This is a genomic window from Clostridium sp. 'deep sea', assembly GCF_014931565.1.
Classification (GTDB): Bacteria; Bacillota; UBA994; order PWPR01; family PWPR01.
In genome coordinates this window covers 3,592,982-3,608,106 of sequence record NZ_CP063353.1, presented here as the reverse complement: position 1 = coordinate 3,608,106, position 15,125 = coordinate 3,592,982, and the positions used below count along the sequence as shown (strand labels likewise).

16 protein-coding genes are annotated in these 15,125 nt (G+C 30.1%); 2 read left to right on the top strand and 14 right to left on the bottom strand.

Annotated elements, in window-relative coordinates; all coding sequences use genetic code 11:
• Positions 1–77 precede the first annotated feature (77 nt).
• The 7 genes from IMX26_RS16675 to IMX26_RS16650 form a co-directional block, all read right to left on the bottom strand.
• Positions 78–1,760 carry a hypothetical protein gene (locus tag IMX26_RS16675; protein WP_195159487.1) on the bottom strand — a complete coding sequence of 561 codons (1,683 nt, stop codon included), beginning with the start codon at positions 1,758–1,760 and terminating at the stop codon, positions 78–80.
• A gap of 15 nt (positions 1,761–1,775) precedes the next feature.
• Positions 1,776–4,532: an AAA domain-containing protein gene (locus IMX26_RS16670; protein WP_195159486.1), complete on the bottom strand. Its 2,757-nt coding sequence runs from the start codon at positions 4,530–4,532 to the stop codon at positions 1,776–1,778.
• 196 nt (positions 4,533–4,728) lie between these two features.
• Positions 4,729–5,682, bottom strand: coding sequence for a caspase family protein (locus IMX26_RS16665; RefSeq protein WP_195159485.1), 954 nt, complete (start codon positions 5,680–5,682; stop codon positions 4,729–4,731).
• A gap of 2 nt (positions 5,683–5,684) precedes the next feature.
• Positions 5,685–6,089: a TIR domain-containing protein gene (locus IMX26_RS16660; RefSeq protein WP_195159484.1), complete on the bottom strand. Its 405-nt coding sequence runs from the start codon at positions 6,087–6,089 to the stop codon at positions 5,685–5,687.
• A gap of 46 nt (positions 6,090–6,135) precedes the next feature.
• Positions 6,136–6,255, bottom strand: a complete 120-nt coding sequence (locus IMX26_RS18000; protein ID WP_243259373.1) for a hypothetical protein — start codon at positions 6,253–6,255, stop codon at positions 6,136–6,138.
• Positions 6,230–6,358, bottom strand: a complete 129-nt coding sequence (locus IMX26_RS18225; RefSeq protein ID WP_279324873.1) for a hypothetical protein — start codon at positions 6,356–6,358, stop codon at positions 6,230–6,232. The genes IMX26_RS18000 and IMX26_RS18225 overlap by 26 nt, the downstream gene beginning before the upstream one ends.
• A gap of 107 nt (positions 6,359–6,465) precedes the next feature.
• Positions 6,466–7,227 carry a zinc ribbon domain-containing protein gene (locus tag IMX26_RS16650; protein ID WP_195159483.1) on the bottom strand — a complete coding sequence of 254 codons (762 nt, stop codon included), beginning with the start codon at positions 7,225–7,227 and terminating at the stop codon, positions 6,466–6,468.
• A gap of 651 nt (positions 7,228–7,878) precedes the next feature.
• Here IMX26_RS16650 and IMX26_RS16645 point away from each other — a divergent pair.
• Both IMX26_RS16645 and IMX26_RS16640 read left to right on the top strand, forming a co-directional pair.
• Positions 7,879–8,301 carry a MarR family transcriptional regulator gene (locus IMX26_RS16645; protein WP_195159482.1) on the top strand — a complete coding sequence of 141 codons (423 nt, stop codon included), beginning with the start codon at positions 7,879–7,881 and terminating at the stop codon, positions 8,299–8,301.
• 72 nt (positions 8,302–8,373) lie between these two features.
• On the top strand, positions 8,374–9,741 hold the full coding sequence (locus IMX26_RS16640; protein WP_195159481.1) for an NADH:flavin oxidoreductase: 1,368 nt from the start codon (positions 8,374–8,376) through the stop codon (positions 9,739–9,741).
• A 502-nt stretch (positions 9,742–10,243) separates the two neighbouring features.
• Here the strand turns inward: IMX26_RS16640 and IMX26_RS16635 are convergent.
• From IMX26_RS16635 to IMX26_RS16605, 7 genes are all read right to left on the bottom strand, one after another.
• Positions 10,244–10,582 carry a zinc ribbon domain-containing protein YjdM gene (locus tag IMX26_RS16635; RefSeq protein WP_195159480.1) on the bottom strand — a complete coding sequence of 113 codons (339 nt, stop codon included), beginning with the start codon at positions 10,580–10,582 and terminating at the stop codon, positions 10,244–10,246.
• A 259-nt stretch (positions 10,583–10,841) separates the two neighbouring features.
• Positions 10,842–11,567: an ABC transporter permease gene (locus IMX26_RS16630; RefSeq protein WP_195159479.1), complete on the bottom strand. Its 726-nt coding sequence runs from the start codon at positions 11,565–11,567 to the stop codon at positions 10,842–10,844.
• Positions 11,567–12,295 (bottom strand): ABC transporter ATP-binding protein, encoded by a 729-nt coding sequence (locus IMX26_RS16625; protein WP_195159478.1) that lies wholly within the window; start codon positions 12,293–12,295, stop codon positions 11,567–11,569. The genes IMX26_RS16630 and IMX26_RS16625 overlap by 1 nt, the downstream gene beginning before the upstream one ends.
• A 187-nt stretch (positions 12,296–12,482) precedes the next feature.
• Entirely contained in the window at positions 12,483–12,707 is a 225-nt protein-coding gene (locus IMX26_RS16620) for a KTSC domain-containing protein (RefSeq protein ID WP_195159477.1), read from the bottom strand.
• A gap of 13 nt (positions 12,708–12,720) precedes the next feature.
• Positions 12,721–12,951 (bottom strand): AbrB/MazE/SpoVT family DNA-binding domain-containing protein, encoded by a 231-nt coding sequence (locus tag IMX26_RS16615; RefSeq protein WP_195159476.1) that lies wholly within the window; start codon positions 12,949–12,951, stop codon positions 12,721–12,723.
• Between the two features lie 93 nt (positions 12,952–13,044).
• Positions 13,045–14,088, bottom strand: coding sequence for an alpha/beta hydrolase (locus tag IMX26_RS16610; RefSeq protein ID WP_195159475.1), 1,044 nt, complete (start codon positions 14,086–14,088; stop codon positions 13,045–13,047).
• A gap of 160 nt (positions 14,089–14,248) precedes the next feature.
• Positions 14,249–15,115 carry a hypothetical protein gene (locus IMX26_RS16605; RefSeq protein WP_195159474.1) on the bottom strand — a complete coding sequence of 289 codons (867 nt, stop codon included), beginning with the start codon at positions 15,113–15,115 and terminating at the stop codon, positions 14,249–14,251.
• Positions 15,116–15,125 lie beyond the last annotated feature (10 nt).

Below are 15,125 nucleotides of genomic sequence, written 5' to 3'. Positions count from 1 at the left end.
GTTTGGCATAGATTTATTCAAAATATTCCCTATTATATTAATTAACATATATAGCCCTACTTTTTTTATATCAATAATTATCTTGTTATTTTTTTATAAATCTTTGCATTTTTGCTTATAGATTTACTAATTTTTATTGATAGTTTATCTTGTTTCTTTGCTTGATTGACACTTTTATTCTCTATCATCATTTCTTCAATCTTAAACAAAAAATAATTATTTTTATCTTGAACTATCAACTCATCTCCAACATTTAATTGATCAATCTCTAAGTAAAAACAAGCAATAGTATTTTCTTGAAATAGCTTCTTTATTATTCCTAGGAATAACCATGTTTTAGGTATGGCTGTAAACAAACCTTTAGTATGCAAACTTATATCTATATCATTGAAATTAATAAGATTTTCTTGTAATAAACGAACAGATTTGTATAGCTCCCATGTTGATACCAATGTATACTCATCTCTAACAGCATCTGCAATTTGCTCTTTTGTAAATGCTGGATTACTTCTCTCTAAAGGTGGCAACATTTTTTGATGATTAACGATTAATATTCCATGAATATCAGACCTCTTATGTTTTTTCATGTTTCTATTCATATATTTAAGCAAAGCTTGACAATCATCTTCAGTGGGATTACCATTATGTCCCTTTATTTCAATTACTGTTAACCCATAATCATTATATATGTTTAAATCTTCTTGTTTATTACCCTCTATAGTATCATCAACATTAACAACATTAGAATACCCTATTTCAAGCAAAGTTTTTTGTATATTTTTTACTAATAACTCTCCGAAACCATTTGAAGTTAGTATATTAGTTAAAAAAGATAACTTATCTTTTTCATCTTGTATTTTTTTATTAACATCATTGATTTTAAAGGATAATTCACGCTCAATTTTCTTTTTTTCAATTTCTAGTCTTTGCACCTTTGGAAGAATATAATCATCTAACTCTAGCCAAATATTTTTCACAAAATCAGGAAATATATGTGGCTTAATTTGTGGAAGAACTTCTTTTAATAAATTATTAATTACTATATATTGATTTTGGAACTGTGGTAAGACAATTAATAGTCCATCATTACCATCATTTTCAAAAAGTTTTACAAACGCAATAGTATCTTCATATCTGTTTTTAGCGAGTACTAAAGAATTTCTATCTTCTTCAAATATAGCCAAATATGTTACCTCATCTTCTTTACAACCTTTAAAAATATCTCGAAAATAACCCCCTTCATTGCTAATGCATATATCCCTACCAGTCATACTAGTTACTGAACCAATGTTGAGCCAAGAATAATTATCGAGTTTAATAATCTTTCCTCTCCCATATCCATCCTTATATTCGACTATGTTATAGTTTTCTTCAACATAAGCATCGGCTAATACAATAACCACATTACCATTATATAGCAATTTCCTAATATCTTCTTGAAAATTTAGGTAGGTGAGATTTCTTGGATTTAAATAATTACTTCCTTTCAATGAATATAGCTTTGTATCATATCCGCTATATAATCCATCGTAATCATCCTCATTTTTATTATGAACTTTATCATCTTTTAGATTAATAATAACAACTTCTTTTTCAGATAAATATTCCAGTTTATAATTTAGTTTACACTCACTATCAGGATTAACTAAGTATTTATATCCAAATGAACCTCTATCTACATTAAAGCCTTCTTGTATAAGTTTATCTATCACATCATCTTCTATATCGATACACATTATTTTGGGATCTAGATATTTCATTTTACATACTCCATGTTATTTTTTTGCTATCGAGTAAAAAAAGTCTTTAAACTTCTCTCTTTCACCACTTCCATTAGTAGCTAACCTCAGAAGCGGTAGCTCATACTTCTTAAAAATACTATCCTTCTTGTTATCACGTTCTTGTTGGGCAGGGTTGTTCTCATGATATTCAAAGCCATCAACTTCAATAGCTAAGACAGGCATATTGTTAAACTTGTTATATATTATAAAATCAACAGAAGAGTTATTTTTAACATATTTTTTTTCTTCGTCACTCAATAAATCTAAACTCTTAAAAATGTTTTTAAGCAAAACACTATGCCTAAAGACATAGCTACAATAGTCAGACTCTTGTAATATCTCACTGAGCAACGTTGCCATTATGTTTTCAGATTTAAATTTAGATATGCTCACCATTTTATTACGTAATGGTAATAGTTTTTTGGAAAAATCTTTATACAATAAATCAAATATAGACACTATTTTACTGTTAATTATATTTTTATCTAAGGTGTTATACTCCATATAGTTAATTAAATCTCTTAACTCAGTTCCATTATTATTGAAAAATGTTTTATCTGTAACTAGTACAAATTTCTCTTTTGCTCTGGATACAGCTACATTAACTAAGTTAGGGTTGTCAGCAAATTTCAGAGATTTTTTGCTTGAAACTTTATTATCTAAAACTGATGTCATAACCATTACAGACTTTTCTCTACCTTGATATTTATGTACTGTATCACAATCTATATATTCTGGTGTTGCTTCTTGTACTTTATTTGCTTGTTTCCTATAAGGTGTAACAACTCCTATAGATTTATCTCTATCATATGTATTAGGGTTTTTAAGTACTTCCTCAACAATAACATCTATTTCACGTTGATTATATTTACCTTTATCATTGCCTCGAGTAACAGTTCTTGTATGATTACCCTCAACAGTTTTGTAAAGGTGTAATGCATTATTATCCTTTGATGAAGTAAATGGAATTAGTTCACCATTGTAGTATTTTTTATTACAGAAGTTAATAATTTTAGGGTGACATCTATAATGCTCTTTTAGAATGACTCTAGGCAACTTATCTTTATAAATATTGATAATAGATGATAAAATGTTATGCTTAAAATAATCAAAATCCGTCTCTGGACATTGTATTTCAAGTTTACTCTTTATGTTTTTATTTATTATTTGAGGTAATTGCTTTGTATCACCAACAATTACTGCATTTTCAGCACTTGCAAATGCTAAAACACCTGTTAGTAAATCAACTTGTGAAGACTCGTCTATTATAATGTAATCAAATAAATAATCTTTTCTTTTACTATTTAAAATAGAATAAGTTGTGCTAATTATCACAGGAAAATCACTTGCAAAATCATTCATCTTTCTTTTATAATTTATATAATTATATTTTCTTTTGTTTTTACCCTTATATTTATTAGAAATCTTTTGTTTAAACAATTCATTAGATAAAGATTCATGTTCTTTTAACAAATTATCAAAACATTTACTCTTTAAAGATAATTGCAAACCCTCTATATCTTTTTGAAGTTGATTTGTTTTTTCTATATAGTATCTTTTTTGTAAGTTCAAAACTAGATCAATTTCTGAATCATTTAATAACTTAAAGTTATAAAAACCGTATTTTATGAACAACTTAATCTTGTTAGTTAAACTACTCACTTTATTTCTATTCTCTGCAATTAAGTATTCAGCCATAAAGCTTAGTATTTTATCTGAAGATTGTTTATAGAAAGATAATTTTCTGATTTCAGTAACATTTTTATGCTCATAAAACTTAATAAAATGTTCTTTCTCTGTTTCATAAGCAAGTAACTCTTGTTTAAGATTTGCTAGTTTATTATTTATTTTGAGTAAATTATTAATATCTTTATTTAAACTAACTATTCTAGTAAATATGTTATTTTCATTGTTATCTGTACTTATTTCTGGAATATTTATTTTAGGAATGTTTTCAAAGAAATGTTTTTGATTAATGCTATTTCCTAAACAGGCAACCATAAAATCATAATCATACTTTGCTAGTTTCTCTTTAACATTTTTAATAGCTTCATTATTACTTGATACAACAGCAACAGTTTTATTTTGCATTATAAGATTTGCTATTATATTAAGAATAGTCTGAGTTTTACCTGTACCTGGTGGTCCCTCAATAACTGATATATTGTTTGACAAGGCATTTTCAACTGCTTTTTTCTGACTTAGGTTATACTTAAAAGGAAAGATAATTTTATCTTTCTCTAATTTATTGTTTTTAATTTCATATCTATTTATGTAGGTATTAAGTACACATTCTTCTTTAAAGTATGTTAACCTATCAAAATGTCTTTTTAGTAAGGATTCATTATCTTTTATCTTTATATATTGTGATAACTCTCTCCAGTAATGAACAAGTGAGTTTTTCAGGTCTAATTCACGTACTGAGTTTTCTATGTTTACATAGCTTTTTATCCATAGTTCATTAATATTTTTACCATGTTTATCTACTGCTGAGTAAAACACACGATAGTAATCTTCAAATTCAATTATTTTATAAATGTCATTTTGCAAAATTCCATAATAGTAAAATACTTTATTTTTTATATTTACAGTTTTAGGATTTGTTAATATTTTAACTTCTTCTGACTTGTACTTATATTCTTTTGATGAGTTTATGAATTTTACTAGATAATGTTTACCTACATTCAGTATACTAAATAATTCTGATGTTCTATCTTCGCCTTTAAGTAAAATAACCTGTTTCTCAAGCATTAGCAATTTCTCCCGTCTTTATATAAAATCATAAGATAAATTTAAAGTTAATAATTTCCAGTTATATTTTAACATATTTTATACATTTAGTGTTGTAAACAAAATCATTAATTTTTATTAAATTTGTGTAATAAAAAAGAGCATATTTCTGCTCCAGAGTTTTATATTGTTTTTATTATATATAACTAGTAAACCTTTATATTAGATTACTTTTTGCTAATTCCCAATAATGTTCTCCCAGAACTGTTAGTTTACATGCTTTATTCTCCATTGCAGCGTAATACATATGCTCTGTACCTACAGGAACAAGGAGGTTAACTCTATTGAACTTTTGAAGTATAGAAAATATCTCATTTTTATCTTCATCTGGATTTTCGCTATCTGGCTCATAACTTGGATCCAAATCATACAAACAACCTTTTTCAGGAAAATAATCGGTTATCTTTCGTAAATCTGAAATATCTATAGGAGCTTGAACCTTTCTAAGCGAAACAAAACTCCGTACATTAGTTTTGAAAATTGGTCTTTGCTGCCATTCACCCAAAGATTGGTCAATATGTGCATATACACTCCCTGGTGTAACATCACCAACAAGATTTGCTGCACTACCATTTAATGCATCTACGAATAGACGGGTAAATACTCCTTCTCCATTTTCTTCAATGGCATATTGATTTTCAGCAGAAGCTGTAAGAATTGTTACTCCTTCTTTAAGTACAGCACTACCTTCTTTAATATTAGGAGTTCCGGCTATACCAGAATGACAGGTATCTAATACTATAATCTTATTTCGTGCTGGTGAATCATTAACAATTTGTAAAAGCTCGTTTAAAGATAAACCTTCATCACCTCTTAAGCACTCTGAAGTCACTAGATAACCCCCTATGCTCTCAATATATCCATGTCCTGAATAGTAAAATAAAGCTATTTCATTACTATCTCTAAACAATTCATTCACAAGATCTTTTAAACTTGATTTTGTTATTAAGTTATCTTCATTAAAAGATACTTCTAATTTTACTCCAAAATTTCTTGTACCATCACTGTGTCTTTCTAGAACGGATTTAACTGCATATGCATCGTTAACACAACCATACAATTTACTTACCTGTGAATAATAATCTATTCCAATGATTAATGCTTTTTTCATTTTTAATTACACAACTCTTTTATGGCAGATACAATTGATTTTCCTTGCCAACTTACAATTTTATCTGCATTATTTTTTACAATAACCGATGTATTTTTTGATCCCCATGGCTCAATTGCAATTATTGGTTTTCCATATAAATTAGCAATATCTATTTCTTTTTTAATCCATTTACTATATGTTGAATAAACTCCTGCCAGTATTAAAACACAACTAGTGCCCTTAATTTTAGATTCGATTTCTGCTTTTAATTGTTTATCTGTACCGTTAGTATGTATTGGATTATTTTTAGGAACTGAGTGATTATAATAGTTAATATTTTGGTTCTTGAGTAATTTGTTAACCTTATCATATGCATCACTGTAGTTCCAAGAATGACTAATAAATAACCTATATGATTTTGACATCTTCTAACACCTTTCTTATTTAGATTTGATTACCAATAAATATTTTCTACATATTACATGAAAAACCTTTTTTCAATCTAGCTTCTTCACATATTACTATTAATACCATTACTCCAAGACCACAAATTTTACAATCAATCTTATGGTCGCGGTCTACTAGGTGAATATTTTTTACCTTTGCTGCTCTTTTGAGGTCTCATAATGAGCCTATCTTTTAATCCTTTTATTATGGCTACTGAGTCACCATCTTTAAGAATATTGCTTAGCATCTTTACTATGTTTTCTTCGGTAACAGTTTCAGCTGACTCTATTGCCTATCTTAAAAACTGGGTACAGGTAAAAATAAAAAAAGAGCCTAAGCCCTTCTTTAATTTTTTTAAGTTATTTTTTCTCCACACTTGTTGCAAAATGCTGAATCTGATGGCATCTTATTTCCACATTTTCTGCAAAAAATAGTGTTATTATCATCCGTACTATCGGTAGTAACTGTAGTAACTGCAACTTCATTTTGCTTTGCTATTACAGATAATGTAGATATAATATCTTGTGCAATGTTATATGCGTTTTTATACAATATTGAAGTAGTTTTAGTTTTGCCAGCTAGTAATTTAATATAAATTGTTGGATTATTTAAATCATTAACTGTTATTTTAACCTTTAAGCTATTAACAATTTTTTTAACTTTCTTTTTTCCTGTTGCAGCACCTACTACAGCTCCAACTCCTGCAAATAAAACTCCTCCTACTATAGCTCTACCTAGTCCACCTTTTACAACAGAATCTCCATCTTCCATTAACTCAAATTCTACTATATCCGAAAAATTATAAATTGTTGGATTTACTTTCTTTCCTAAAAAACCATCTGGTACTAACCAAAGTTTTTTGCTCTCATCAAACTCAATAAAAGTACCAAATTTTTTTGTACAATTAAATTGGTCAATCATTTTTTTGTTTTCAATTTGATCTTTCATACCTTGTTTTATATCGCTTAAAGTTTGAGTTAATATATTTTTCTTTACAGAATTACTACAATCTTTATAACAATTTGCACATAAGTAACCCTCAGCGAATTTGTGCTTTACTAAACCTAATTCTTTACTACAACATGCACAAATCTTTTTGTCTCCGAATAAAGCCATAATACAACCCCCTATATCTCTTTTAACAGTAAAATTATGTAGATAACAATATGAAAGTATAAAAAATAACATATGTTCAAAAAAATTATATACTATTATATACTATTTTTAAATACATTTATTTAATAATATATTAAATTAGATTATATTTCTTATTTTAGTTCAATTAAAACTATTACTGTTATAAGAAATTTTTAATAAAAGCTAAAATATCTTATATGTAATGAATTTTTAGACATTCAAAGAAAAGGAAACAATAACCTTCTCTTTAAGTTTGACTAATCATATTATTCTTTTTAATATTTTTTTATGCTGTAGTTTAAGCTCTTTATAAAAGGGTCAGGCCTCTTGCTATTAGATTATTTGTGCTTTTAGCGTTTTGCTACCTATATAATTTTTATTACAGGTAATCATATTGAGCCAGACCCTGCTTGTAGGCTTAATGGTACGTTTTTAAGGGGAGTTTTTAAGTTAGTTATGTAAATATTAAAAGGAGAACACAAGGCCCTCCACTACGTTGCTAAAGAGAAGCAATTTTATTTACCAAAAAATATCAACAACAAGAAACATTCTTGACAATAAAATAATTAAATGATAAGATTCAATTATTATAAGGAATTTCGTTATATTTATAGATGAAAGGGATTTAATATGAATAGCAATCGATTAGATAACATTTTTCTGCAACTTAAAAGAATGGTTGGTATTATTGAAAAAGATATTATCAAAGAAATCTCAGATATGGATATTGGTAATCTTACACTTGCCGAAATTGGTATTATGGATGCTATTGGTTTAAATTCTGAAAAAACTATCAAAGAAATTGCTCAGCAATTAGAAGTTGCGGTGAGCACCCCAACAAAAACTATGGATCGCCTTGTAAAAAAAGGCTATATAGTTAGAACAACTAGTGACGAAGATAGAAGAATGGTTGTTTCAACATTAACTGAAAAAGGATATAATGCCTTAATTAAAATTACTACAATGCGTCAAAAGAAAATACTACAACTTACCGAAAAACTTAGCTGCGAAGAAGTTAATCAACTATTGTTAACCTTAAATAAACTTATGTAGTACTATTTTTTTGCCTAATATAACGAAATTCCTAATATACGAATATACTCAAATATGAAAGGATAACTAATTATGTACAATCAAGAAAAACCTCTATTACAAACAATTAAAATAGGAAACCACACTATTAAAAATAGGGTGGTTATGGCACCAATGAATATGAATTATACTGATCCTATGAATTTTCCTAGTAAACAACAAGCAGCTTATTATGCTGCAAGAGCTATGGGTGGTACTGGAATGATTATTGTGGAAGCTATGAGAGCTTCTAACCACGAAACTGCAAATACATATCGTAAGTATAATAATTTAGCAATTTACGATGAGACTTTTGTACCTAAAATGGCTGATTTTGTAGAGCATGTTAAATCATTTGGGGCAACGATTATTGCACAAGTATCTATTGGCCCTGGTGCTCAAGGAACAAGTGATCTTGGAGCCCCTCAACCAGTAGCCGCTTCGCCTATTGGATATTATGTACGTCACGATAAACTTATAACAGGGTTAGGTTCTGCAACAAATATAAAACCTACCCTCGCCTTAGCAAGAGCACTAGGTTATTATGAAAAAATTAGTGATGATGCAAGAGAAGCATTTAAACAAGTTTGTAATGTACCTGGTATGCATATTATTGGAGAAACACCAAGAGAAATCACAAAAGAAGAGATCAGCAAACTAGTAGCTGATTATGGTTACGCTGCTAAATGTGCTAAGTTAGCAGGATTTGATGGAGTTGAGATTCATGCACCACACGGATACTTTTTACATTCATTTATCTCACCAAGGTTAAATCAAAGAACTGACCAATATGGTGGTTCGTTGGATAACAAGCTAAGAATTATTAAAGAGAGCATTGATTCAATGAGAAAGTATGTAGGACCTGACTTTGTAATTGGAGTGAGAATTAGTGCCTCAGTAGAAATTGAAGGAGATATTACTCCTAAGTATGCTAATGAAGTAGCTAAAAAATTAGAGAGTTTTGGTGCTAATTTTATTCATTTATCGGATGGCTCTTATGAATGTATGAGTGACTTTATTCCCCGTAAAGAGGGTCAGGTATTACCTAAGGCTAAAATAGTAAAACAGGGATTAAACATTCCACTTATTTGTCCATCAGTTCATGATCCTAAATTAGCAGAAGAAGCAGTTCGAAATGGTGACGTAGATATGATTTCACAAGGTAGGCAACAAATAGCTGATCCAGAATGGGTAAACAAGTATGCTGCAGGAAAAATAGCAGATATTGTTCGTTGTACACGCTGTAATGAAGGATGTATTAAACGTTTTATAGTTGGATTGCCTGTGCGGTGCACTGTGAATGCTATAGCAGGACATGAAGAAGATTTCGATAAGTATGCAAAACGCTCCTTAGAATCACTTAAAAAGCGTCATTGGCAAACAATAGGCGAAATTGGCAAAGAACCGTCATTTTTTAGTTAAGGAATTTTAAAACAAAGCACTTAATTGATATATATTTTAATATAAACTAATTTATGTAATTTACGAACGCTGGGGACGGGTAATTTTGTTCGGAAAACGAACAAAATTACCCGTCCCCAGCGTTCGCACAATCGAAGATTTTGTTCGATAGACACGCTGTAATGAAGCTTATATTAAAATGAAAATCAGATGCAATATAATCTTGCTACAGATCATTAATAATGGTCTGTTTTGGGGGGAAATCAATATATCAATGAATAGTAGGGTAACAGATTTTTCTTCAGTTTGAGACTGTACTTTTTTTTATATTGTGCACTCTCAATATATTGTACTTAAATACACGTTAACTAAGTATCCACAACGGAATCACACAGAGGTGACTCCCTACTGACAGACAACTTATACTATATGTTTAGTAAACAACAAAAACAAAGCTATTACTTCGCGACTGCCCCACTACAAAACACATCTTTTTTATTCAAATTTAACTTACCTTAATAATTTACAGTTTTTTCACAAACTCCGATTTTAATTTCATTGCTCCAAAGCCATCTATTTTACAATCTATATTGTGATCGCCTTCTACTAGGCGAATGTTTTTTACCTTTGTTCCTCTTTTAAGATCTGATGATGAGCCTTTTACTTTTAGGTCTTTTATTATAGTTACTGAGTCGCCATCGTTAAGAATATTGCCGTTGGCATCTTTAACTACGTTTTCTTCAGCAACAGCCTCAGCTACTTCTATTGGCCACTCGTGAGAACACTCGGGGCAGACATACATTGCTGCATCTTCGTAGGTATATTCTGAATTGCATTTTGGGCAATTTGGGATATTGGTCATTGATTTTCTCCTTACGTTTTCATTATCGCTATTATAATAACACATTTTGTAGTTGCTTTTTAATATTTTAAAATAACGAACGCTGGGGACGGGTGATTTTGTTCGAAAAACGAACAAAATCACCCGTCTCCAACGTTTGCAAACTCAAAGAATTGTTAAAAATCTTTGCTGTTTAGGCACTAGTAGTTTTGCAGGTAAACGCAATACAGTTAAGTTGTAAAATGCGTACAACGCCGAGAGCAAGCATTTTTAATGGTTCTTAGGCTTTTAGTCTTTTATTGAATATAGCTATAGCCAACACAAATACCACTACTGTATAAACAGCCACCCATAACATTGGGGTAAGTATTTGATTGTAGTTACCTGCTAGGGTATATTTTACGGCATCTACAGCGTGTGCAAATGGTAGAGTGTAGGCTATTTTCTTAAACATGCCCCCTACTAGGCTTAACTCAAACCATGTTCCGCTTAGCCATGTTGTTATGTTAACAAAGATGGCGAAAAATCCTCCTACTTGTTTATCTGTTAATACTACTCCAAACAGTAAGCCAAAGCCTATATAAAGCAAGGATATTAGCATTAATACTAGACTAGCTGCTATTACGCTTAAGGCAAAGTTTAAGCCAAAGAAAAAGGCTGTTGTGAAACAAATTATTATTTGTAACAAGGCAATTGGCAGTACTGGAATAGTATAACCTAAGATATATTCTTGGGCTGTTAAAGGTGAAGCAAATACTCTCATTAAAAAACTACTGCTACGGTCTTTCGCTATTAACATACCAGTGAATAATGATATAAACGAAAAGCTAAAAACGGCAATCCCTGGTGCTAGTTTTTCAATATTATAGAGGTTATTAGGTATGCTTTTTTGCATTATAGATAATAACACTAGTAGTATTACGGGTAAACCCATACCTATTATGATAGTTAAGGGATCTCTTAAAATTTCTTTACGATTACGTGAGGCAAAGGCTAGGCTTTTCATTATATTACCTCCATATCTGTTAGTTTTAAAAATGCTTCCTCAAGTGATTGCTCATTTGTTTGCTCTTTTATTTCATTTACGGTACCTAAGGCTTGTAGGTTACCATTATGCATAATAGCTATTCTATCTGCTAGGGCTTCGGCTTCTTCGAGATAGTGGGTTGTTAATACTATAGTTATTTTTCCTTTAAGGCTTTTAATATGTTTCCACAGCTCTCGTCTTGCGCGTACATCTAAACCCAACGTTGGTTCATCTAAAAATATAATTTGAGGGTTAGAGATTAAGGCTAAAGCAATGCTTAATCTTCTTTGCATTCCACCAGATAATGATTTTGCTCTGGTATTAGCTTTTTCACTAAGTGAAAATGTTTTTATCATTTCACTTGCCTTTTGTTTGGCTTGTTTTTTATTGCTACCGTAAATTTGGGCAAACATCTCGAGGTTTTCTTTGACTGTTAAATTAGGAGCTACTGCTGTTTCTTGAGGAGATACGTTTATTTTTTGTTTAACTGCCTCGCTATTATTTATTATGCTATCCCCTAATAAAATGGCGTCACCACTGGTTGCAGTTAGTAAACAACATAACATTTTTATGGTCGTAGTTTTACCGGCACCATTTTGGCCAAGCAAAGCAAAAAACTCTCCTTTTTTTATGCTTAAGTTTAGTGAGTTTACAGCACAATGTTCTTTATATTTTTTGGTTAGGTTTTTTATTTCTATTGCTTTCACTATTAACACCTCCAGCAAATTGCTCGATTTTTCATACTAGTAATACATGTATGACTTATTATACCAGTTATACCACGGATACAATCAACTGTCAATACACTAGATTCACTAAGTTATAAGCTTTGCACTAGTGGTTTAAAGCTAAAAAAACGACTGCTAAAAGGCAATCGCTTTACTTATATTGATGTTATTCGAGTTTTTGATATTGATATACATTTTTTATGTTTTTAGTGAAATAAGAGCCCACCGAAGATGAGTTAATTAAATCATTAAAAATACTATAAGGTACATTAAAATAACAATATAGTGAGCTGTTTTTTAAAAACCTGATAAAAACTACTTTATTTTCTTTATCGTATCCTGCACTATGAATAATTAATGAGGATACAGTAATCATTAATAACTCTTTCATGTATTAACACCTATTAATCATCTTCTATAGGTTCTTTATCTTGAGCCCTTAATATATCATAAGCAAAGTTTGTAAATATCTCGTTTTTTACTATCGCAATACCCTGCTTTTCATCTCCAAGTAATAGTAAGGTATCACCTGGCTTAATATTAAAAATATCTCTGGCTTCTTTGGGAATAACAATTTGCCCCTTAGAGCCAACTTTAACTGTTCCAAAAACATGTTTTCCTTCTGGTGCTTTCATAAAACTTACCCCCCTCACATAAATCATTTAGTAGTAGTTATATGTTTTATACTATACAGTTTTTTTTATAAAGTCAAACTAAACCCTTACGGCTTAACTCTGCAGTTTACCTAAAAAATCTTTCATTATTTTAATAAATAGCTGTGGTTTATGGCTATGTACTACGTGACTAGCATTTACTTTTATTAGTTCATTATTTTTTATTAATGAACTGGCTTTTTGAGCATCTTTGTTATCCATTGCTGCCAATAATATATCGTTTTCATACTTAAAATTAGCGTGTATTAAAACCGAATCACAGTTTATTTTAGCTAAGGTTTCAGCGTGATTAAAGTTTTTGAGCCATGAGCAATCATAAAAGCCATCACCAAACCGAGGGTCGTAGTAATCTAAAAATCTAAAAGTTTTATTAATGCTAGGTGGCAAAAAGAAAAACTGTAGCTTTTTGTTAGGGTGTTTTTCACGATATTTTTGGGCGTAGTTTATTATTCCTTCTCTACCATTACCAAAGTACTTTAACCAATGACAATTCTTGATATAGTACATTACATAGTCTGTTTGTTCTGTTTGTTTTAGGTACTCATGCATAGGTTGAAATGAATCAATCCAAGCAAAGCTCTTTTCACAACGATTAGCCTCACATGAAAAAAAAGGAGGATCCTCTAAAACAATAGCCTGTACATTTTCGGGAGAATTGGCTGCGAGCCAAGCCGCTAATAAACCTCCTGATGAGTTCCCAGATACAATTGTTTGTTGTTTAATTACGTTTTTTATAAACCAAATAAAATCCTTGCCCATTTCTTCGGCACTGTACTTACTAGGATCTTTGCTAGACTTACCATGCCCATGACAATCAATGGCATAAATATGAAAGTGTTTAGATAGCTCTGGTAATACTGGTTCGTAGTCCTGCCAAGCAGCTGTTTGTGCATGTATTAACATAAGTGAAAGTCCATTATTAGGTCCTTCACCATAGTTAAGTACCGTACCATTAGGTAGCTGTATTTGTTTTTCCACAAATCCAGCCTTTTGAGTTTGCTTTTTTGGCTTTTTATAATAGTTTAAGTTGTTATATACGTAAAGACCTGCCAAAGCTAATAATAGCAATAACAAGATTAGTATTATTTTTATTATCATATAGTCCTCCCCCAAAGTCATACAAGTTATACATTTCATACTTGTTATATCATGTTAATTTTATTATGTCAATGTTTAAAAACATTTTAGGAGAACCCCAAGGTTCTCCACAAGTAATTTTACTATAAGTATATATTCTTTTTATTATTAACTAATATAATTACATTAAATATCGAGAAGAGTTACTCTCCCGCAGTTTTTTATCAAAAGCACCTTTATATACCTCGTTACTTAAGAATTTAACTAGAGTTTTTAGTTCTTTACGAGTATTGGGTATTACTATTTTATTGTTTTTGCTATGAATATCATAACCGATCTCTTTTGCCTCTTTTTTTATTTGCTTTACGGTAAAGTTAGTAAAAAAGTTATAATCGAGTAGCTCTGCAATTTTTCTGCGAATGATTGTGTCACTTAAGTCTTTAAGGTTTATATTTTGATCGAAATAAAGCTCTTTAAGCTGGCTAAAAACCTGTAAGTCATCATTTGTTGCTACTCGGTAGTATTTAGAGAGATTAAGTATTCTATTGGTAATTATAAAGGATTTAAAGTACAAGGTATTGTTTTTATAGAGACAGTCTAGTTTATTTAATATACTTATGCCCTGTTTTTTTTCAATAGAAAAGGTATCCTTACTATAAAAAAATTGCAGACCCTTATTTGTTAGGTGCTGCTCTTTATGAAAATATTGAAATGCCAATACATAACTGCTATTAGTTTTATAGCCACTAAATACTGACCTTATTTTATGTTTGTTTTTAGGTGTATAGCTGTTTAGGGTAATATCGTTTGCTAGGCAATTAATTATGTGGGGGTTAAGGCTAAAGTTATTTATGTACAGTAGTTCATGCTGCTCGGGCTTGTATTTACCATTAAACTTAATTAGCTTGTGTGTTTTTAGGAAGCTATTACAAAGAGCTGTAAAAGTTGTTGCTAAAACATTTTGACTAGTTTTATCCATAGTTAAAACTTGATACTCTGGTTTATCTCTTTTACCCAACATTATATAAAAGTTACTATTAGTAAACATATGTTACCCC

What these genes read in the sequence shown, in the direction of transcription:
- IMX26_RS18225 (WP_279324873.1), bottom strand. Translation starts at nt 6,358, where the DNA reads ATGCTAAGCAATATTCTTAAAGATGGTGACTCAGTAGCCATAATAAAA.
- IMX26_RS16615 (WP_195159476.1), bottom strand. Translation starts at nt 12,951, where the DNA reads ATGAAAGCACCAGAAGGAAAACATGTTTTTGGAACAGTTAAAGTTGGC.
- IMX26_RS16670 (WP_195159486.1), bottom strand. Translation starts at nt 4,532, where the DNA reads ATGCTTGAGAAACAGGTTATTTTACTTAAAGGCGAAGATAGAACATCA.
- IMX26_RS16610 (WP_195159475.1), bottom strand. Translation starts at nt 14,088, where the DNA reads ATGATAATAAAAATAATACTAATCTTGTTATTGCTATTATTAGCTTTG.
- IMX26_RS16645 (WP_195159482.1), top strand. Translation starts at nt 7,879, where the DNA reads ATGAATAGCAATCGATTAGATAACATTTTTCTGCAACTTAAAAGAATG.
- IMX26_RS16665 (WP_195159485.1), bottom strand. Translation starts at nt 5,682, where the DNA reads ATGAAAAAAGCATTAATCATTGGAATAGATTATTATTCACAGGTAAGT.
- IMX26_RS16605 (WP_195159474.1), bottom strand. Translation starts at nt 15,115, where the DNA reads ATGTTTACTAATAGTAACTTTTATATAATGTTGGGTAAAAGAGATAAA.
- IMX26_RS16630 (WP_195159479.1), bottom strand. Translation starts at nt 11,567, where the DNA reads ATGAAAAGCCTAGCCTTTGCCTCACGTAATCGTAAAGAAATTTTAAGA.
- IMX26_RS16675 (WP_195159487.1), bottom strand. Translation starts at nt 1,760, where the DNA reads ATGAAATATCTAGATCCCAAAATAATGTGTATCGATATAGAAGATGAT.
- IMX26_RS16650 (WP_195159483.1), bottom strand. Translation starts at nt 7,227, where the DNA reads ATGGCTTTATTCGGAGACAAAAAGATTTGTGCATGTTGTAGTAAAGAA.
- IMX26_RS16635 (WP_195159480.1), bottom strand. Translation starts at nt 10,582, where the DNA reads ATGACCAATATCCCAAATTGCCCAAAATGCAATTCAGAATATACCTAC.
- IMX26_RS16620 (WP_195159477.1), bottom strand. Translation starts at nt 12,707, where the DNA reads ATGAAAGAGTTATTAATGATTACTGTATCCTCATTAATTATTCATAGT.
- IMX26_RS16660 (WP_195159484.1), bottom strand. Translation starts at nt 6,089, where the DNA reads ATGTCAAAATCATATAGGTTATTTATTAGTCATTCTTGGAACTACAGT.
- IMX26_RS16640 (WP_195159481.1), top strand. Translation starts at nt 8,374, where the DNA reads ATGTACAATCAAGAAAAACCTCTATTACAAACAATTAAAATAGGAAAC.